This window comes from Arthrobacter terrae (assembly GCF_015708085.1).
Lineage (GTDB): Bacteria > Actinomycetota > Actinomycetes > Actinomycetales > Micrococcaceae > Arthrobacter_M > Arthrobacter_M terrae.
Genome location: NZ_JADNYM010000004.1, coordinates 1 through 19,807, shown reverse-complemented (window position 1 = coordinate 19,807; position 19,807 = coordinate 1). Strand labels below are relative to the sequence as shown.

The 19,807-nt window shown below is 63.7% G+C and carries 19 protein-coding genes and 1 pseudogene; 14 read left to right on the top strand and 6 right to left on the bottom strand.

The window, feature by feature from the left end; all coding sequences use genetic code 11:
* Positions 1-7: 7 nt before the first annotated feature.
* The 4 genes from IV500_RS03370 to IV500_RS03355 all read right to left on the bottom strand — a co-directional run bounded on the left by IV500_RS03370 (position 8) and on the right by IV500_RS03355 (position 4,013).
* Positions 8-1,207 (bottom strand): HTTM domain-containing protein, encoded by a 1,200-nt coding sequence (locus tag IV500_RS03370; protein WP_196395423.1) that lies wholly within the window; start codon positions 1,205-1,207, stop codon positions 8-10.
* A complete protein-coding gene (locus IV500_RS03365) occupies positions 1,194-1,940 on the bottom strand; it encodes a DUF5819 family protein (protein WP_196395422.1) in 747 nt (248 codons plus the stop codon). The genes IV500_RS03370 and IV500_RS03365 overlap by 14 nt, the downstream gene beginning before the upstream one ends.
* A 128-nt stretch (positions 1,941-2,068) precedes the next feature.
* A complete protein-coding gene (locus tag IV500_RS03360) occupies positions 2,069-2,830 on the bottom strand; it encodes an ABC transporter ATP-binding protein (protein ID WP_196395421.1) in 762 nt (253 codons plus the stop codon).
* A gap of 82 nt (positions 2,831-2,912) precedes the next feature.
* Entirely contained in the window at positions 2,913-4,013 is a 1,101-nt protein-coding gene (locus IV500_RS03355; protein WP_196395420.1) for an ABC transporter permease, read from the bottom strand.
* A 190-nt stretch (positions 4,014-4,203) separates the two neighbouring features.
* Here IV500_RS03355 and IV500_RS03350 point away from each other — a divergent pair, with 190 nt between their 5' ends.
* From IV500_RS03350 to IV500_RS03325, 7 genes and pseudogenes are all read left to right on the top strand, one after another.
* Positions 4,204-5,490: a sensor histidine kinase gene (locus tag IV500_RS03350; RefSeq protein WP_196395419.1), complete on the top strand. Its 1,287-nt coding sequence runs from the start codon at positions 4,204-4,206 to the stop codon at positions 5,488-5,490.
* Positions 5,487-6,140 carry a response regulator gene (locus IV500_RS03345; RefSeq protein WP_196395418.1) on the top strand — a complete coding sequence of 218 codons (654 nt, stop codon included), beginning with the start codon at positions 5,487-5,489 and terminating at the stop codon, positions 6,138-6,140. The genes IV500_RS03350 and IV500_RS03345 overlap by 4 nt, the downstream gene beginning before the upstream one ends.
* Positions 6,141-6,229: 89 nt before the next feature.
* Entirely contained in the window at positions 6,230-6,631 is a 402-nt protein-coding gene (locus tag IV500_RS03340; protein WP_196395417.1) for a hypothetical protein, read from the top strand.
* Positions 6,632-6,991: 360 nt separating this feature from the next.
* Positions 6,992-7,279: pseudogene (locus IV500_RS22085) on the top strand (C40 family peptidase); the annotation flags it as partial.
* Positions 7,168-7,932 (top strand): hypothetical protein, encoded by a 765-nt coding sequence (locus IV500_RS22250; protein ID WP_376770183.1) that lies wholly within the window; start codon positions 7,168-7,170, stop codon positions 7,930-7,932. The pseudogene IV500_RS22085 and the gene IV500_RS22250, both read left to right, overlap by 112 nt.
* On the top strand, positions 7,907-8,281 hold the full coding sequence (locus IV500_RS03330; protein WP_196395573.1) for a hypothetical protein: 375 nt from the start codon (positions 7,907-7,909) through the stop codon (positions 8,279-8,281). Before IV500_RS22250 ends, IV500_RS03330 begins: the two co-directional genes overlap by 26 nt.
* Before the next feature lie 67 nt (positions 8,282-8,348).
* Entirely contained in the window at positions 8,349-10,031 is a 1,683-nt protein-coding gene (locus IV500_RS03325) for an ABC-F family ATP-binding cassette domain-containing protein (RefSeq protein ID WP_196395416.1), read from the top strand.
* An 11-nt stretch (positions 10,032-10,042) separates the two neighbouring features.
* Here the strand turns inward: IV500_RS03325 and IV500_RS03320 are convergent, their stop codons facing one another.
* Positions 10,043-10,222, bottom strand: coding sequence for a type II toxin-antitoxin system PemK/MazF family toxin (locus IV500_RS03320; RefSeq protein ID WP_196395415.1), 180 nt, complete (start codon positions 10,220-10,222; stop codon positions 10,043-10,045).
* A gap of 227 nt (positions 10,223-10,449) precedes the next feature.
* Between IV500_RS03320 and IV500_RS03315 the strand changes: the two genes are divergently transcribed.
* From IV500_RS03315 to IV500_RS03285, 7 genes are all read left to right on the top strand, one after another.
* Positions 10,450-10,764: a hypothetical protein gene (locus IV500_RS03315; protein ID WP_196395414.1), complete on the top strand. Its 315-nt coding sequence runs from the start codon at positions 10,450-10,452 to the stop codon at positions 10,762-10,764.
* On the top strand, positions 10,761-12,284 hold the full coding sequence (locus IV500_RS03310) for a type I restriction-modification system subunit M (protein ID WP_196395413.1): 1,524 nt from the start codon (positions 10,761-10,763) through the stop codon (positions 12,282-12,284). The genes IV500_RS03315 and IV500_RS03310 overlap by 4 nt, the downstream gene beginning before the upstream one ends.
* Entirely contained in the window at positions 12,281-13,552 is a 1,272-nt protein-coding gene (locus tag IV500_RS03305; protein ID WP_196395412.1) for an MFS transporter, read from the top strand. The genes IV500_RS03310 and IV500_RS03305 overlap by 4 nt, the downstream gene beginning before the upstream one ends.
* A 213-nt stretch (positions 13,553-13,765) precedes the next feature.
* The gene (locus IV500_RS03300) at positions 13,766-14,707 is read left to right on the top strand and encodes an ABC transporter ATP-binding protein (protein WP_196395547.1); all 942 of its coding nucleotides are present in this window, start codon (positions 13,766-13,768) and stop codon (positions 14,705-14,707) included.
* 5 nt (positions 14,708-14,712) lie between these two features.
* Positions 14,713-15,621, top strand: a complete 909-nt coding sequence (locus IV500_RS03295; protein ID WP_196395411.1) for an ABC transporter permease — start codon at positions 14,713-14,715, stop codon at positions 15,619-15,621.
* A gap of 35 nt (positions 15,622-15,656) precedes the next feature.
* A complete protein-coding gene (locus tag IV500_RS03290) occupies positions 15,657-16,973 on the top strand; it encodes a sensor histidine kinase (RefSeq protein ID WP_196395410.1) in 1,317 nt (438 codons plus the stop codon).
* Between the two features lie 59 nt (positions 16,974-17,032).
* The gene (locus IV500_RS03285; protein ID WP_196395409.1) at positions 17,033-17,785 is read left to right on the top strand and encodes a response regulator; all 753 of its coding nucleotides are present in this window, start codon (positions 17,033-17,035) and stop codon (positions 17,783-17,785) included.
* Between the two features lie 106 nt (positions 17,786-17,891).
* Here IV500_RS03285 and IV500_RS03280 read toward each other — a convergent pair.
* Positions 17,892-19,807: HNH endonuclease signature motif containing protein (locus IV500_RS03280; RefSeq protein ID WP_196395408.1), on the bottom strand; the 1,916-nt coding region annotated here is incomplete at its 5' end.

The following is a 19,807-nucleotide window of genomic DNA, read 5'->3' as shown; positions in this document are numbered from 1 at the left end:
TTAGCGGCTAGGCAGGTGCCGCTGGGTCCTCATTTGTGACGTCGACAAAGTCGCGACCGGGAGTGAGGTTGTGGCTGCCCTGGCCGTGACGCTCGCCCTCGCTGTGGTGCCCAGTCTCGCCCGGCCTGGCGTCATGCGGTCCGGGCCGGCGACGGCGGCCACCACCCCTGGCGCGGAACCAGCGGCCAATGGACTCAAGCGTCGAGTCGCGCACGAAGATAACGTCCGCGGCCACCATAGAGAGGGAAAAGACACTCAATCCCAGAAATATGCCGATTCCGGCATGCATGGCGATAAGCCCGAGAACGGCGAGGCGGCGGGTCCAGCGGTTCAGCAGCAGCAGCGGGAACAGCACCTGAATGGCGACCGATCCCCAGGAAATCAGATGCACCATCAGGTCATTGGCCACCAGCAGATGGTTCAGCTGCGGCCATGGACTGAAATTTTCCGCGTGCATGGGATAGTAGATCGCCGTGCCGTCGCGCCAGAGCGTGCCCCGGGCCTTGGCCAGTCCGGCAACCAGATAGATAATGATTACCTGGCCACCGATGGCGACGACGGCCAAGTTGTGCACGATGTTGCCAAACCACCGCGGTACAACGGAGGTCACGCTGCTTCTCCGGCGCTTCCCGGTGGACATCCTTTCGATGCGGATCCGCCTGCGGCGGGCGTCCAGGGACCAGCGCTGGGACCCGTCGGTGAAGGCGCTGTAGATCAGCATGATGCGCAAAGCATTGTCTGCCGAATCGGAGGACGTGGGGCCCAATGCGGCAAGGGAGATAAACATCAGCAAGGTCACGACAGTGACGATGCGTGTCCGCCAGCCGATGACCATGAGCAGGCCGAACACCGCCAGGAGCACCAGCTTGCCCACCAGCAGCGGGTCCGGATCACCGGCGCTGAAGTACTTGAACAGCCAGAAATTCCAGATGCTGTCGTCCCGGTATGGCTGCGCCCAGCCGGAGGCGGTACCCCAGATATATTTGCGGTCCATAAAGTTGGTGGCCACGATGGCCACAACGGAGGCTCCGAGCAGTATCCGCAGGATGGAAGTTCCGTATTTGGCACGCTTGCCGTCCAGCAGCCACGATTCCAACCGGCCGAAAACGTTGAGCCGGGGTTCCACCGCCGTTGCGCCTGCAGTTTCGCCCGCAGTTTCCCCCGTGGGCGGCACAGTGGGCGCCTGCGAGGTCCTAGTTGCCTTCATGAGCTGCCGCCTCCGTGCCGTACATGGCCGTAATGGCGGCCAAATCTATCTCTGGTACCCGCACGATCCCGCGCCAACCGGCGTCGAACTCCGCCGGTTTGACCTGGTAGTCGGCGTTGTTGCGTTCCGCGTAGGGCTTGACGGGGATGGTGCGGATTTTGATCTGGACCGCGGTGACGGCCTCACCCCAGCGGGCCAGGGCTACCGAGCTGACCATGGAAGTCATGGCCGTCTCATCCTTAGTGAACTGGTTAATGGCAGCAGCGTCCTTGGCGGATCCGCCGTCCTGCAGATCTTTCTTGAGCTGATCCAGCCAATCGGCACCGACAAAGGACTTCTTGGGAACGCTCTGCAGACCGGGCGGTAACAGTTCCGCCGAGACCTGGTAGTGCGAGGTGAGCGCGAAGTTGGTCAGATAAAGCCGGGAAGGCACAGGGTGGTGCAGAATGGACCGCTGCACATCGGCCCGGGAGATGTTGAACCAGTCCGTGTCGCTGCCATTGACCTTGGCACGGATCAGCAGTTCTGTATCAGCCTGGATTGGATCGGGTGCGAAAACCGACCAGTACTGTTTGAACAGTGGAGTCATGTAGGCGTTGATGGTTCCTTTGCCGGCGATGTTGGCCAGCTGGGTGGAACCGCTCAGATAGCTGACGGTCGCCAGACCCTGCCATAGGAGCAGGAGCGTTAGCGCCGCCCCCACCAGACGTACAACTACGGGTCTTTTTTTCATGATCCTGACCGGTCACACCCGCGGCCCACCCTGTGGCGGACGGGCGGCACCGCTCCCTCGCTTCCGTTGCGCTCAGGTCTCAGTATTGCACGCAGGAAAATTGTCGCAGCGGCGGGCACGCCGGGGAATCAGGAATGTGTCGGGACAGGAGCGCAGAGCCTTCCGTCCCGCATGGTGGCGACCGCGTCGGTCAGCGGAACAAATTCGGTGTCGTGCGTGACCATGACCGTGGCGACCCGGAACTCGTCCGTTACCCGGCGCAGCAACCGGACAATGGCGTCGCTGCGCTCATGGTCCAGGGCCGCCGTCGGCTCATCCACCAGCAGCACGGTCGGGTCGCCCATCAGCGCGCGGGCAATGTTGACGCGCTGGCGTTGTCCACCGGAAAGCTGGTGCGGACGCTTATAGGCCGAGGACGCGAGGCCGACGACGTCAAGGAGTTCGGCGGCCTTCGATCGTGCCGTTTTGAGTGGTTTCCCGCGCAAGTGATCGCTGATGACGAGCTGTTCGATGGCCGTCAGTGACGCGAGCAGGTTTGGCTGCTGAAAGATAATGCCCACCTTGTCCCGGCGCACTGCAGTGAGTTCCCTGTCCTTGAGCCCGGTGGCGTCCTGGCCGGCGATAATCACAGTGCCGCTGGTGGGGCGGATCAGCGTTGCGGCCACGGCGAGAAGGCTGGATTTGCCCGAACCGGACGGCCCGACGAGAGCAACCATCTGGCCGGAGCCGACCCGCAGGCTGACGTCATCCAGGGCCTTGATGGTCCCCTCGCCGTCCGGATATTCGAGCGTGACGTGGTCAAGGCTCAGCAGTGTGCCGCCGTGCTTCGGTGTAGGTGGCTGTGTCTGGTCCGATGCCGGGGAAAGCGGGCTGCGTGTGGTGGATGTCATGAGGAAGACCTTTCTGAAACTGGGTTGTACGTATTGGGGTGTTTTCACTGCGGCGCCCGATCGCGGTCGCCTCAGCTTGCGGTTAGTTGCCGCCGAGGGCAATCAGCGCGTCTACTTTGGTTACCCGGCGGACGGCGAGTGCGGCACCGGCGAGTCCGAGGAGCACAACACCGGCGATCGGCAGCACGGTGGTGGCCGCCGTCACGAGGAAGGGAGCGGCGGTGGCTGCGAAGACGCCTCCGATGACGCCTACCGCACCGCCGATGCCGGCACCGGCGAGCAGGACGATGGCCGCCTGCGTCATGGCATCGCGCAGTACGTAGTTGCCGGAGCCGCCCATCGCCTTGAGCACGGCAATGTCGCGGGTGCGCTGGACGGTCCATACGGTCAGGAAGGCCACAATCACCAGCGCGGAAATGCCGTAGAGGAAGGCCTGCATGAGCATGAGCGAGCCGTTCTCGCTCTTGAAGGCGCCCAGGGCCTGGAAGGACCCTGTCCGGGTGGTGCTGACGGTGTTAGCTGCCTTGTTGGCCGCCGCTTCATCCACGCTCGCGCCACTGCTGTAGGTAACCGCGGCGACGGTACCCAGCTGCGAGCTGTCCGGCAAGTGGGCAAGCTTGGCCCAGGTGGGCTGAGCCGTCCAGACGACTGAAGTATGGGAGTACCACTGGTCATTGACGATGGAACTGATGGTCAGTTCGGTGCCGCCAACATTTGCTTTGTCCCCGACCGAAAGTGCGAGGTCCTTCGCTGCGGTTTTCCCAATCACCACGGTATCGGCCGTGACCGGGGCCGGCGAGAGGCTGCCGGCAGCCTCGACACCAAAGACGGCGACATTGGTGGTGCCCTTGCTCTCACCCGCAGCCTGGAAGCGGGTCTGACTGATGCCCAGCGGCTCGGCAGAGGCTACGCCGGGCTGGGTTTTCCACGATTCAACCTGCCGGGCCGTGACCTGGCTTTCGGTGTAGGAGGCCTTGGGCTCGTTGCCGCCCGGCGCGCCGAAGACGATGCTGCTGACTTCAGTTGCCCCACCCAGCTTCTCAATGGCGGAGGTGGACTGATTACCCAGTCCGGCGGTGAGGCCGGAGAGCATGACCAGCAGCAAGGTGATGAGGGCGACGACGCCGCCCATCAGGGCAAAGCGGCCCTTGGCGAAGCGGATGTCACGCAGAGCGAGGAACACGATTGATTCTTCTTTCCATTTGTTCTCAAGATGAGGTGTTGCAGGGGCGGAATATCCGCTGTTTCAACTCTCCCGCCGATCGCTGCGCAGAACATCGGGGAGCCGGTTGATCCCGGCCGGCTGCCGGGTTGATCCGACCATCAACCATTCGGATGATCCGGTGCCCGCGGACAGCGCCTAAGCTTGAACCATGTCTGCTCTGGAACGCTCTGCCGTCGCGGATGGAAGCAGCGGCGAGGTCCCTTCCAGCGTTTTGATCCTGCGGTTTCTCCGCGTCGCCCTGCACGTGGGCTTCGCGCTGTTGCTGACGGTCGCCGTCGTCCGCGAACTCACGACAGACCGCGACGGCGGCACTCGGCTGTTCCTGCTGGCCGTCGCCGTCGTGCTGGCTGCGGTGTATCTGGCCGGAACCCTGCTGGAAAAACGGCACGCCGCCGGACCGTCCAGATTTGATCCGCGCCGCTACGCCGTTCCCTGGCTGGTGGCCGTCACCGCGCTTTGGGCTCTGCTGCTGGCCGGCAACGCGGAGTTTTCCTGGCTCGCGTTCCCACTGTTTTTCCTGCACCTGCACGTGCTTCCGCGCCGGCTTGCCCTCGTGGCAATTGCGCTGATGACGGCTGCCGTCATCGGAGCCCAGTGGGCGGCCAGCGGGCTGGCCGCACCCGCCGTCGCCGCTGTGGTGGGACCGGTTTTGGGTGCCATCTTCTCGGTGGTGACGGCGATGGCGTACCAGGGGCTGTACCGGGAAGGCGAATTACAGCGCCGGGCTGCCGATGAGCTGCGCCGCACGCGGGCTGAACTAGCCAGCAGCCAGCACAACGCGGGGGTGCTGGCCGAGCGCGAACGGCTGGCGCGGGAAATCCACGACACCCTGGCGCAGGGCCTTTCCAGCATCGTGCTGCTCTCCCGCGCGGCGGACAGTTCGCTGAATTCCGGGGATCCCCTGACGGCCAGGAGCCGGCTCGCCACGGTGCAGCAGACGGCTTCGGAGTCCTTGGCGGAGGCACGCAACTTTGTCCGCGGACTGTCCTCCCCGCAGCTGCAGGAATCCTCACTGGTGGACAGTCTGCGGCGGTTGTGCGGGAAAACCGAGACCGAGGCGGCAGCCCGGGGGGTTGGTCTGCGCTGCAGGTTTGAACTCGACGGAGTACCCGTGGAGCTGCCGCAGCCCTACCAGGTCACCTTGCTGCGGGCAGCCCAGTCAAGCCTCGCCAACGTCTGGCTGCACGCGAAGGCTCCGAACGCCGTCGTCACCCTCGGTTTTCTCGGCAGCGAAGTGACCATGGACATCTTCGACGACGGAGTCGGCTTCGATCCGCAGACCGTGCCCGCGGCCGCGCGTCCGGACGGCAGCGGATATGGGCTGCGCTACCTGCGCGAACGCGTGGGCGCGCAAGGCGGGACGCTGATGTTGGAGTCCGCGCCGGGGGAAGGCACAGTTGTCGCCGTCCGTTTGCCATTGGAGGCAAAGGAGTGACGGACATCCGTTTGCTGCTGGTCGATGACCACCCGGTGGTGCGTGCAGGCCTGCGGGCCATGCTTACCGAGTTCGAGGGCATCTGCGTCGCGGCCGAAGCGTCCGACGGCGGCGCCGCCTTGCGGGAGCTCGCGCGCCTGACGGCGTTGGGTGAGCGGGTGGATGTGGTGCTGATGGATCTGCAGATGGGTGCGGGGATGGATGGGGTCACCGCGACGGCGAAAATCAAAGCCCTTCCGTCACCTCCGCCGGTACTGATTCTGACCACCTACGATACGGATGCAGACATCCTGGCGGCCGTGGAAGCAGGGGCCAGCGGCTACATGCTCAAAGACGCACCGCCCGAACAAATCCGACAGGCCGTGCTTTCCGCCGCGGCCGGGCAAACCGCGCTGGCACCGGAGGTTGCCGCCCGGCTGGTGGGCCGAATCCGCAATCCCGAGCCGGCGCTGTCTGCCCGGGAAGTGCAGTTGGTGGAACTGCTCGCGACCGGAATGACCAACCGTGCCATCGCCAAAGCACTCTTCATCTCGGAGGCGACGGTCAAAACACATCTGGTGCACATCTACGAGAAGCTGGGGGTCGACAACCGTACCGCTGCAATTTCCGTAGCCGGACAGCGGAGGATCATCCGCACGTCCGGCCGCTGAAGCGGTGGTCCCGGCCGGTATGGCTGGCTGCGGCGTCGCGGCGGTGCTACGCTCCCAGCTATTGATCCATCACGGGAGGGGGTTCGGCCATGAGTACTCCGCATTCCAGCGTTCCGCAATTGATCCGCGTCAGCGCAGTCGAGGAGGGGGTGCGGCTGAGCGTCCGATTCGAGCTCAGCAAACCCATGCCTACGCACGGCAGTTATTTGTTGGGGATCGTGGCAGCGAGCGAGGATCATTCGCATCAACGGAGGCTTTCCATTGAGTACGTCAACGGGGAACTGATGGATTTTTCCACGTTTAACCATGAGCAGGTTGATCAGGAGCACCACGACAGGTCCGCTGTCACCGTTGACGGTACGGTCGTCACGGCAGACTTTCCGGCGTCGTCCATTGGCGGGCTCGGCAGGGGCCGCCTGATCACGGCGTACAGCCATGTCGACGGCGAACGGCTGCAGTCAGGCTGTCCGGTCAGCACAACGGGCTTCTGAATCCGCTCTGAGAACGCTCGACCCTTTCACCACTGGACCGGCGGTTGTCCATGAGGTAGCGCGCTACCTATCTACGGCCCATTCACTACCTATTGCCGCCGGCGCCATTCGGCGTACCCTCGGTAATACCGTCGCCAGCCGCAGGAGGTAGGTATTGTGTCCCGCTCCCTGACCCTGAGAAACAGCCGGAAAATTGCCGTCACCAGTTGCGCCTTGCTGGCAACCGTGGCCCTGTTGGCAACAGGAACTTCCGGCATCGGCGATGAAACGGCAGCGCCGCAGGAATCGGTGGCGGGCACCCTCCCGCAATCTGTATTGTCTCCCTCAGACATCCGGCTGGTTTTCGCGACCAGCCCAGTCATGTCGACGCGGCAGGCAACGGCAGCAGGACTGCCTTTGCAACCGACCGGCGGATGGCCGCTTTCGGCTGCGGGGCAGCTCACTATCATCAGGGCTGCCCATACCGGGCTTGGCCACCCCTATGTGTGGGGTGGGACCAGCTTTCTCCTTGGCTGGGATTGTTCGGGTTTTGTCCAGTGGGCATACCGGCAGGCGGGTCTGGAGCTGCCGCGAACGGAGCAGTGGAGGGCAATGGTGCCGACCTCGGCGCCGCAGCCCGGGGACCTGGTAGTGCAGAACCAAGACGGGCCCGATCACTGGTCCCACGTCGGGATCTACGTCGGCGACGGGATGATGATCAGTGCCCTGAACCCGGACGTGGGAACGGTACTATTGCCGACGTCGGCGACGGGAACCTCACGATACTTCACCCTGGCCGGCGGTCCGGCGGCTACCGCACCGCGGGAATTCACCGCAGCCCCGCAGCTTCCCGTGACATTGCCGGCCGGACTACCGGTGCTGGCCGCGCCCGCGGCGCCGGTTGGGGGCCGCACCTTGATCCCGTTTGTGACGCCTGCACCGCCGTCGCTGACAACCCCGACAACCGCGGCACCGAAGCCGACAACCCCGCCAACCGCGGCACCGAAGCCGACAACCCCGCCAACCGCGGCACCGAAGCCGACAACCCCGCCAACCGCGGCACCGAAGCCGACAACCCCGCCAACCGCGGCACCGAAGCCGACAACGCCGTCGCCTTCTCCAACGCCGTCGCCAGCGCCAACCCCGTCGCCAACCCCGTCGCCAACCCCATCTCCTTCTCCGTCGCCGTCGCCTTCTCCAACGCCAGCGCCAACCCCATCTCCTTCTCCGTCGCCGTCCCCTTCTCCGTCGCCAAGCCCCACGCCCAGCCCAGCGCCAAAGACCGCTCCACCGCTGGTGGCAGCAGCCGCTTTGGTCCCTGAGCTGGGTCAACCGCAGTCCTCGTCAGATGTACTTCCGGCTGTGCTGCAGGCAAATCTTGGTCACGACCGAATAAACCCCGCCACGACGCGGCTACTGGGCAAATTCGGACAACTCAGCTATTTTGTGGCAACGGATGAAAAGGGCAGATTGTGCCTTTTCCCGGTTGGTTCGCAGGGCATATTGACCGGCCCGGTCTGCATCGACGTGACGTCGTTTGCGGTCAAGGGCCTGCAGCTGACCACCGCGGATCCGATTCAATCGGTGTGGCTGGTACCGCCGGCTTCATCTCTGCCGGATCCCACGTGGACGGTAATTTCGGGTAACTTGTACAGGCAAAGCGCCCGGTAAGCTGTGCGAAGCCAGTCGGCACGGGTCGAATGTAGGGCCGCAGCGTCAGGGGTGGAAGACTGGGCCTGTGGGCCATATAGACGTTGCAAATATCGATTACTTCCTCTCCGACCGCAGGCAGCTGCTCAATTCTGTGAGTTTTCGCGTCGCGGACGGCGCCAAAACCGCGCTGATCGGTCCCAACGGCACCGGAAAAACAACGTTGCTGCGGATTATTGCCGGGGATATCACCGCTGACGAGGGTGCCGTAGCCAAATCCGGGAATCTGGGCGTTATGCGACAGTTCGTCGGGCAGGTCCGGGACGAGACGACCGTCCGGGAACTGTTGCTTTCCGTTGCCTCGCCGACGGTCCGGGCGGCCGGAAACGCCGTCGATACGACCGAGTTGGCCATGCTGGAGCGCGACGACGAAGCCAGCCAGATGGCGTATGCGCAAGCCATCGCGGACTGGGGAGATGCCGGCGGCTACGAGATGGAGACGACCTGGGATGAAGTGACGATGGCCTCCATGGGCGTCGACTTTTACAAGGCCCAGCATCGGAAGGCTTCAACGCTCAGCGGCGGCGAGCAGAAGCGCTTGGTGCTTGAGGCGCTGTTCAGCGGCCCGGATGAAATCCTGCTGCTGGATGAGCCGGATAACTATTTGGACGTTCCCGGTAAACGCTGGCTGGAGGCAAAGCTGGCGGCCTCGGACAAATCCGTGCTGTTCGTCAGCCACGACCGGGAGCTGCTCGCTAATGCGGCCAACCGGATTGTCACCCTGGAACCGGGTATCAACGGCGCTTCAAGCTGGACGCACGGCGGCGGATTTGCTTCCTACGTTCAGGCACGGGAGGACCGCAACGCGCGCTTTGAGGAGCTGCGGCGCCGTTGGGACGAGGAGCACATCAAGCTCAAAGAGCTCGTGAACATGTACAAGAACAAGGCCGCATTCCGCTCGGACATGGCCAACAGGTATCAGGCGGCGCAGACCCGGCTGGCTAAATTCCTTGAAGCCGGTCCGCCCGAAGCACTGCCGATCGAACAGAATGTGAAAATGCGGCTCAAGGGCGGCCGAACTGCTAAACGCGCCATCGTGGCTCAAAAGCTGGAGCTCACCGGTCTGATGAAGCCCTTCAACGCCGAAGTTTGGTTTGGCGACAGAGTCGCCGTACTGGGCTCGAACGGGTCCGGGAAATCCCATTTCCTGCGCTTACTGGCAGCCGGAGGGTCTGACCCGGACAAGGAACACCAGCCGGTATCCGACGTCGATATTGCGCCCGTTCCGCACGAGGGTACCGTAAAACTCGGCGCCCGGATCCGTCCCGGCTTCTTTGCACAGACGCATTCGCGTCCGGACCTGCTGGGCCGGACCCTGCTGGACATCATGCACCGCGGGGACGAGCACCGTTCCGGGCTGGGACGCGAAGCGGCTGCCGGCGCGCTGGACCGTTATGGGCTGGCTTCACAGTCCGAGCAGAAATACGACTCACTTTCCGGCGGTCAGCAGGCCCGATTCCAGATTTTGCTGCTGGAGCTTTCCGGTGCCACGCTGCTGTTGCTCGATGAGCCGACGGACAACCTGGACCTGCATTCTGCGGAGGCGTTGGAGAAGGCAATTGATGGCTTCGAAGGAACGGTCCTTGCCGTGACTCACGATCGCTGGTTTGCCCGCAGCTTCGACAGGTACTTCGTTTTCGGCAGCGACGGCAAGGTGTACGAAAGTGACGAACCGGTCTGGGACGAAAAGCGTGTCGAGCGGGCACGGTAGGCAGCAGCGGGCTACAGGTTCAGGACGCGGCGGAGGCCGCGGTCCACCTCGTCGATCAAGCTATCCGGGATGTGATCGACTTCGTGGCTTAGATCCGATTTGTTGAGTGTGACCAGGGCCGTGACATTTACTACCGAATCTTGAGGTGGACCCGTCGCAGCGGCGGGCAGGAACACGGGGAAAGAGCCCACGTAACTTCAGCTTAGCGAACCGATAAGAGGGACGCTGTCATGGCATTTAATTGCGCTAATCCGAGAAGTGGGTATGACGCCACGGCGGAAGTCACTGAAGACGCAGACGACCAAGAAGTACAGGGTTTGACGCGGATCCTGCCGGAAGAGCCGTAGCGGCAGCCGCATACGTTCTACCGGCTGGGATATCCTCGTATGGACGCCGCACCATGCCAAGGGGGACGAGAGTGACCGCGATAGATGAAGACATCCTCAGCGCAGCGCGGGGCTCCTCCAACTTTGGCATGTTGGAGGAGATTGAGCCGTTGTTGGCGGTGTACGGCGCCGGGGCGGAGGCAACGCTCTACACCGACCCGAACGGCGCCTTGGTCAAGTGCCGCCAATTCGCCGAAGTCCTGGCCGAACAACTGCTCCGGCGCACCAACACGGTGATGGTCAGCAGCAAGCAGGTGGACCGGATCGGCGCGCTGGAGAGCTCCGGCGTCCTACCAGAAAAGCCGGCCACTCGCCGTCGTACGTCCCGAAAGGCCGTCTCCGTATGAGCAACCACGCCGAACTCCGCCGCCTGGTCGACAAGCTGTGGAGCTACTGCGACGTCCTTCGTGATGCCGGCGTGGCTGCGATCGAGTACGTGGAGCAGTTGAGCTTCCTACTGTTCCTGAAGATGGCCGATGAGCGGGAGAAGAACCCGTCCAATCCCAAGAAGGTGTTCCCGCCGGGGCCGGATGTCTCCTGGGACCGGCTCGCCAACCTCAGCGGGGACGCGCTGGAGGTGGAGTACCAGCGGGTGCTGCGCGAGCTGGGCAAGGAGCCCACGAATCTTGGTGTGATCTTCCGCAAGGCGCAGAACCGGATCCAGGAGCCGGCGCTGCTGCGCAAGCTGATCCGTGACCTGATAGGCACCGAAACGTGGTCCGTGGGCGGTGACCTCAACGGCGACGCGTATGAGGCGCTGCTGCAGCGCTCGGCGTCGGACGTGAAATCCGGCGCGGGCCAGTACTTCACGCCGCGGCCGCTGATTCACGCGATGGTGGAAGTGATGCGTCCGGTGCCGGCGGATCTGATCATCGACCCGGCCTGCGGAACGGGCGGCTTTTTGCTCTCTGCCGTGGAGTACATTGAGCGCCACTTTGGCACGGGTATGACGCCGGACCAACGGGAAAATCTCAGCTCCGGGCAGTTGGTGCGCGGGGTTGAACTGGTGGTTTCCACCGCCCGGCTGGCCACCATGAACCTTTTCCTGCACGGGGTGGGCAGGGAAAACGGTGAACCCGTGATTGACGTGCGCGACGCCCTGTCCGGGGTGCCGTCTACGCGCGCCACGCTGGTGCTGGCGAATCCGCCGTTCGGCAAGAAGTCCTCCATCACGGTGACGGATGACGAAGGCCGGGCGGAGAGGGAGGATGTTTCCTACTCCCGGCCGGATTTCTGGGTGACCACCACTAACAAGCAGTTGAACTTCCTGCAGCACATCGCTTCACTGATGGCCGTTGGCGGCCGCGCCGCCGTGGTGGTTCCGGACAACGTGCTCTTTGAAGGCGGCGTGGGGGAAACCATCCGACGGCGGTTGCTGAAGGAGTACGACGTGCACACCCTGCTGCGTCTGCCCACCGGCATCTTCTGCGCCGGTGGCGTCAAGGCCAATGTGCTGTTCTTCGACCGGAAACGTGCCCGGCCGGAGAAGCCGTGGACGGAGAAACTCTGGGTCTATGACTTCCGTGTAGGCGAGCACTTCACCATGAAGCAGAACCCGCTGCGGGAGGAGCATCTGGCGGACTTCATTGCGTCCTTTGCCGCGGAGGACCGCGCCCAGCGGGAGGAATCCGAGCGCTTCACCTCCTTTGGCTATGAGGAACTGCTGGCGCGGGACAAGGTCAACCTGGACATCACCTGGCTGAAGGATCCCGCACTGGAGTCCGCGGACGACGGCGTGCCGCCGGAGATCATTGCGCAGGAAATCGTGGAGGACCTGCGGGCGGCATTGGCGGAATTCGCCGCGGTGGCGGACGCGCTTGCGGCCCGCGCCGTCGAGCGGAATGACGCGGAACGGGATTCGGTTTGAAACCGGAGCAGGTCAACAAGGCGGCCATTGCCACTTTTGTGGTTTTTGCCGTCAACGGGCTCGCCTTCGCCAGCTGGGCGGCCCGGATCCCGGCCGTCACCCGCGTATTGGGCCTGAATCCGGGCGAAATGGGTGCGGTGCTGCTGACCGGTGCCGCCGGTTCGGTGCTGGCCCTTCCGCTGGCCGGGACCATCGTGGGCAGGATCGGAACGGCCAGCACCTCTCGTCTGGGAGGGTCCGTGGCGGCCATCGGTGCGCTGGTCATTTCGCTGGCGCTGCTGGTCACCTCGGTGCCGATAATCGTCCTTGGGCTGTTCCTCTTTGGGGTTGGCATCGGGCTGTGGGACGTCTCGCAGAACATCGAAGGCGCGGCAGTGGAGCGGCATCTGGGCCGCACTGTCATGCCCCGATTCCATGCCGGGTTCAGCGGCGGGGCGTTTGTTGGTGCGCTGCTGGGTGCGGGAATGTCCAGTCTGAACGTCAGCCTGTCCCTGCACCTGACCACGATCGCGGTCTTTGTGATGGTGGTGCTGCTGGTGGCCACGCGCTATTACCTGCCGGAGAAGCGCACCGCCGAGCCTGTCCGTGCTGCGTCCACCGATGCGCTGGGAGGCGAGCCAGCGCAGGTACACGACGGTCTGAATTCCGGCTCGTCCACGCGTACGACGACGACGAAGCGCAGTCCCAGCGCGTGGCGCGAAACGCGCACCGTCATGATCGGGCTGGTGGTCCTTGGCGCTGCGCTGACGGAAGGCGCCGCCAATGATTGGATTGCCAAGGCATCCGTGGACGGATGGCATACCAGCGAATCGGCCGGCGCCATTATGTTCGCCGTCTTCGTTGCCTCCATGACCATCTTCCGTTTCGTCGGCGGGCGTTACATCGACAGGTTCGGCCGCGTTCCGGTGCTATACGCGAGTCTCGGTGCCTCCCTGGTGGGACTTGTGATTTTTGTGTTTGGTCCGAATATCTGGGTTGCCGGAGTGGGCGCCATCCTGTGGGGTGCCGGTGCTGCCCTGGGTTTCCCGATGGGCATGTCCGCCGCCGCGGACGATCCCAAGCGGGCTGCGGCACGGGTGTCCGTCGTCTCCACCATTGGTTACGTGGCATTCCTGGCTGGGCCACCGCTGCTGGGCTTCCTGGGCGACCACCTCACCATACGAGTGGCCCTGCTGGCGATCGGAGTGGCGATCATTGCCTCCATCCTGACGGCTCCCGCCGCCAGGCCCCTGCCCATTGCGGACAGGTCAGCCAGCGGCAGTTTGTGACGCGTGTCCCCGGCACACGGGATCCTGTCTTCGGGAATCGGGACCAGTCCGGGCCCCCGTATCATCCCTGCGGACGACCTCCCGGCGTCAGCGGGCGCGAAGAATCATCCTTACGGTAGAGGCTCCCCGAGGCAATGGCCGGTAGCGTTGAGCCTGAATGGATAGACGGTGGCCAGCTGGCTGCCGCCGGCTCTACGCAATGAGGATGATCAGATGATCGAGGCAACAAACCTCGCCAAGAAGTACGGTGAGAAGGTCGCAGTTGCAGGCGTTACTTTCTCCGTCAAGCCCGGGCAGGTCACCGGTTTCCTTGGCCCCAACGGTGCCGGAAAATCGACCACCATGCGCATGATCGTCGGGTTGGACCGCCCGACCGCCGGATCTGTCATCGTCAACGGCCGGCCCTACGCTGAACATCGTGATCCCCTGCATCAGGTAGGTGCGCTCCTGGATGCCAAGGCTGTGCACACTAGCCGCAGCGCCTACAACCACCTGCTCGCCATGGCGGCAACGCACAGTATTTCCACCACCCGGGTCAATGAGGTCATCGAAATGACCGGTTTGGCAGAAGTGGCAAAAAAGAAAGCCGGCGGGTTCTCCCTCGGAATGGGGCAGCGTCTGGGTATTGCGGCTGCGCTGCTTGGAGATCCGCAGACGCTGATCCTGGATGAGCCGGTTAATGGGCTGGATCCGGAAGGCGTGTTGTGGGTCCGTAACCTGGTGAAGTATCTGGCCGGCCAGGGGAAAACAGTCTTCCTGTCCTCGCACCTGATGAGCGAAATGGCGCAGACGGCGGACCATTTGATCGTCATCGGCCGCGGTCGGATCATTGCCGATGCGCCGATCAAGGACATCATTGCCGGCAAACAGCAGACGCGGACCCGGATCAGGTCGCAGCAGGTTTCCGAACTGGCGGATCTGCTCGCCGGTGAGGGTGTGAGCCTGAACAGCAGCGAAAATGAGACGCTGGAGGTATCCGGTCTCGATGCGCACCAGATTGCACGGATTGCCCTGGATAACCGGGTGCTGATCTACGAGCTGACCCCGCTGAACGCTTCCCTTGAGGAGGCGTACTTCGATCTGACCAAGGACGAAGTCGAGTTCCACTCCCACTCACTTGCCAATTCCGGCGGCCCAGCACCGGAAGGAAACTAAGGACTATGAGCACCTCAACAACGGCCAAAGCTGCAACCCCCTCTACTGCCGGTGGCGCCGGCCTGACATTTGGCGGTGTGCTGAAGTCCGAATGGATCAAGCTCCGCTCGCTCACCTCCACCAAGGTCCTGCTGATCTGCACCTTCGTTGCCGTAATCGGCGTCGGCACCCTGACGGCGTGGCTGCGTGGAACCATCATTGAACAGACGATGAAGTTCGGTGGCGCGCCCACGGGGCTGCCCGGAAGCAGTCCTTCGGGCATGAGCGCCGAGGCCGCAGAAAAGACGCTCCCACCTGGCCTGGAACTCTATGGGATTCCCAACGGTGGTCTCCAGATCGGCATTCTGATCCTCGGATCGCTGGCGGTATTGTTCATTTCCTCGGAGTTCGCCACCGGCATGATCCGGTCCACGATGACCGCTATCCCCAAACGGCTGCCGGCCTTCGCCGCAAAAGCGATTGTGCTCGTCGTGGTCTCCTATGTGATCACAGTGGTTGCGGCGTTTGTGACGTTCCTCATCTCCATTCCCATTCTGCATTCCTACGGGATCAGTATGAACCTGCAGCGTGAGGGCCTGCTTCCGGCGATATTCCTCGGCGGTCTGTACGTGGCCGGGGTGGCCCTGATCGGGCTGTCGCTTGGCACCTTGCTGCGCAACTCCGCGGGCGGAATCATGGTGCTCGTGGCGCTGTTCTTTGTGCTTCCCTTCGGCACTCAGCTGCTCAGCCTGGTGCCCGGAAAATTCTGGCTGCACGTCAATGAATACGTCCCCAGCGTGGCCGGTGGCCGGATGCTGGAGATTGGCCACCGCGACGCCTACATCGACCCTTGGGCCGGCGGCCTGATCTTCCTGGCCTGGATTCTCGTCTTCCTGATTCCGGCCGTGTTCACGCTGAAGAAGCGCGATGTCTAGGTCCACTGGAGAAAACGGCCACTAAACTCCCCACCATGGGTAATACAGACCAGGCAGGGGCGCCGGCGGAACGAACGGCCGCGGGTGCCCCTGCCGAACTGTCGGCAAAACCGCCAGCCGATCCGATTGCCGGACAAGGCATTGCCGCCCTGTCCCCGGCGGAACTAACGGCACGGCGCCGCGGTACCGTCCGGCGATTCTTTTACGAACATCCGCTGGTGATGGACCTCGTCATCGTCGTTATTTACCTGCTCCTGTCGGCGGGAACGGTCTTCGCGCACGTGGTCAACGGCGGCTTTCTGCACCTGATCCTGACCCTGATCTCCGCCGGGGCACTGATGTTCCGGCGCAATCGGCCCGTCGCCGTCGTTATGCTGCTGACGGGTATCGAGACCGTGCTACTGCTGCAGGACCCCCTTTCCAGCAATGCCAGTCTCAGCCTGTGGTTCGGTCTCTATGCCGTTGCCGTGCGGCGCGCGACGGTCTTCAGTTTCATTACGACGGCGGCGGCAAGTCTGCCGCTGGTGCTGGTGTTGCTTCTGTTCTTCAGGTTTCCTGCCCGGATGGTCGAGGCGGGGGCGCAGAGTGGTTCGCTGGCGGGGGTCATTACAGCCGTCGTTGTTCTGCTTTCCAACGTAATCGCCACCGGTATCGGACTCGGGGTGCGGCGGGACCGCGAGCATGAAGTTGAAGTACGTTCGTGGGCGGACCGCAATGCCCAGCTGGCCTCCGTGTCCGAACGGAACCGGATCGCGCGGGAAATGCACGATGTCGTGGCGCATTCGCTGACGGTCATGATCGCACTGTCCGACGGCGCCGCGGTCGCCCTCACGCGCCGCCCGGACCGCGCCACCGAGGTGCTCGGGGAACTCTCCCGGACCGGACGTACGGCGTTGACTGACATGCGGCGCGTGCTGGGCGTGCTCCGGGCGGACGGATCCGTCGAAGCCGACGGCAGAGCGCCGCTGCCTGCGGGAACAGGAATCGAAACGCTGCTGGATGGATTCCGTGCTGCGGGGCTGCCCGTATCGCTGACCAGGACCGGACCGGCGCTCCCGGACGACCCGGTCTTCCAGCTCACGGTCTACAGGATCCTGCAGGAATCCCTCACCAACGCCCTGCGCTACGGCCGCGCGATCTCGCGCGTCCAAGTGGAAGTGACGCACTCCGCCGGCCAGGTACGCCTGCGGATCTCCGACGACGGCCGGGGCAGCACCGCAGAGGCACCTTCGATTGGCGCCGGTCAGGGAATTGCGGGGATGCGCGAACGGGCAGGCATCTATGCTGGAACCGTCAAGGCGGGTGCGTGCCCCTACGGCGGCTGGGTCGTCGAGGCGGTCCTGAATACCTGACGGTGCGGGGATGAATCACAGGGCCTGGAGAACCGACCGGCAAATATGTGGGGGAGAGTATGAACGGATACGCGAAGGACGACGGCGACGGCACGGATGACGGGGCGGGGGTGCCGATCGTTGGCGCAACAGATGCGCCCGTTTCCGTTCTGCTGGTGGATGACCAGCCGCTGCTGAGGATGGGCTTTCGTTTGATCCTGGAGGGTGAACCGTCAATTTCGGTAGTCGGCGAGGCCTCCGATGGTGCTGAGGCAGTGGCAAAGGTGGCAGCATTGCGGCCGGACGTGGTCCTGATGGATGTGCGCATGCCGGTTTTGGACGGAATCGAGGCAACGCGCAGAATCGTTGCGGGCGGGGCCTGCACCCGGGTCATCATTCTCACCACCTTTGATCTCGATGAGTACGCGTTCGCCGGCCTGCGGGCCGGGGCGAGCGCATTCCTGCTCAAGGACGTGGCGCCCGCCGAATTGATTCGGGCCATCCAACTGGTGGCCAGCGGAGACGCAGTCGTGGCGCCGAGAGTCACGCAACGGCTATTGGAGGATTTCGTCCGCTCGCGGGCGCCGCGAAACGGCCAGGAGTCCAGGGATCCGTTGCTGGCAGAGCTGACCCGGCGCGAAACTGAGGTCCTGGAAGTCATTGCCGAGGGACTGTCCAATTCGGAGATTGCGCATAAGTTCTTCCTGTCCGAGGCGACGGTGAAGACGCACGTTCGACGCATCCTCACGAAACTCCATCTGCGCGACCGGGTGCAGGTTGTGGTGTACGCCTACGAGACAGGCCTGGTGGTACCAAGCAACCCGGACTACTGATCGATTCCGGGCAAAGTTGCTATCCCCACAAAGTGGCCTCTGCTGGCGGTCGCCATCGTAGACAGCACAGTCAGTTGGCGGCACCTGCCGCTACTACCTGGAGCCTTCAGCCTGCGGGGGTGCTTCCTTCGGGGTCGTGGGGTATTTGTGAGTCGATCAGGTAAAGGGCGCGGTAGGTGGCGTCTTGGCAGGGATCCGGTGGCGGGGTTGTTCGACGCAGGATCGTGCCTGCTGTCCTTGCTTTACCTGTCCTTGCTTTACCTGTCGTTACTTTGGCTGTCTTTGCCGTTGTGGTGGCTCCGGGATCGGTGAGCCGTGCTGGACGCATTGCTGGTCGCATTGCTGGAAGGCGTGTTGGAAGCAATGGTGGAAGCTGTGGTGGAAGCTGTGGTGGGTGGTGGTCTGGTGGTGGTGGCGGGTAGTACGTCCCGGCCGGTGAGGTCCAGGCTGTTTGCCCGGTACCGGTCATGGACGGGGTCCAGCCCCGCAGCCGTGGTCCGGGCCGGTCACCGACGCTGGTTTCCCCGTCAGGAGATGTCCCATCCCGGGTAGCGAAAGCACCGGTGCGTTTCCCGTGCCGGTCTTTACCGTCTTTGAGGTGTTTAATCAGGTGATGCTTTTTACACTCATCGGTCAGTTCCTTGTCACTGGTCCCGCTGCCGTGTTCCCAGCCGGTGATGTGATCAAGCTGCGTATCAGCGGTGACGGTATTACAGCCGGTGAACGTACACGTCTGATCCCGGGCCCGTAACCAGGCCCGCATACGCCCGGTCACCCGGTACCGTTCCCGGCCGATCGCCAGCGGCTCCCCGGTATGCGGATGAATCAGCAACCTGATCATTTCAGGACACTCAGCGACGAGCTGACGGGCCATATCCGGGGGAATCGGCCCGTAGCCTTCCAACTCAGCCGGTTCATCAGTTAACCCCAGCAAAGCGAACACCGGGACAGTGACCAAAACCTGCGCCCGCGGGAAAGGACACCCACCCACACTCCCAACCCCCTCATCAATCTCACCCGGGACATCCACCTCATCCAACTCACCCAGATCCTCCAACTCACCCACGCCTCCAGGCTCACCGAACTCACCGTGGTAATCCACATCATCCACGTAGACATCGCCGGCAGACCCAACCGCACGAGCCTCTCCCGACCCGTCGTTTGCGCCGTCGTTTGCGCCGTCAGCACCGTTGCCGTTGCCGTTGCCGTTGCTGTTGCCCTTGCTGTTTTGGCTGTTGTTGTTTTGGGCAATAGTGTGCGGGGTGGTGTTGTTGAGTAGCCAGTCGGCGGCGATGTCCAAACGCAGCTGGGTCAGTGTCCGGGGTTCATCCGGGCCCTGGGCCGCGCGGGCGGCCTTGGTCGCCCGATTCCAGATCCCCTGAGCCGTGGGAGCGGGCATATACCCGCTCAGGTACGACATACCGTCCCGGTCCGCGGTCAGCTGCAGCCGACGCTTGGTGACCGCGGCCTTATGCCGGGACACCATCGTTTCCGGGTGCTCCCGCTCCCGCCACTTCCGGGCCCTTGCCCGGAACTTCGGCACTGTCAACCCCGGCGCGACAGCCAGCAGCCGGGATTCAAACTCCTCCGCGACCCCGGCCGGGATGCCCGGCTCCGCCACCGCCGTCAATGACCCCACCTCATCAAGAATGACCTCCGCATGCCGGTACGACAGGTCCCCGGCCGTCAAAGCGGCCAGGGTCCGGGGCCGGTCATGGACCAACGCCACACTTTCCGACAGCAGCGCGTTCGCGGTAGCTTCCGGCAGACATAACGCAGCCGCCAGTTCCGCGGTCGTTGAGGCCACAGCCTCCTGCCGCTGCCACGAATCCAACCCCAGCCCCGCACTGATCCGATCACTGGCCGCGCACAGACGCTCCACCTCACGGACCTTCCCGGCAGCGACCCTGGCCTCCAAACGCCCCCACTGCCTCAACGCGGCCACCGAAGCGTCATACACCGCTTCCTGCTCCGCCAACCACTCACCCGCAGCAACAACCCCCGCAGCAAACACCGGATCCA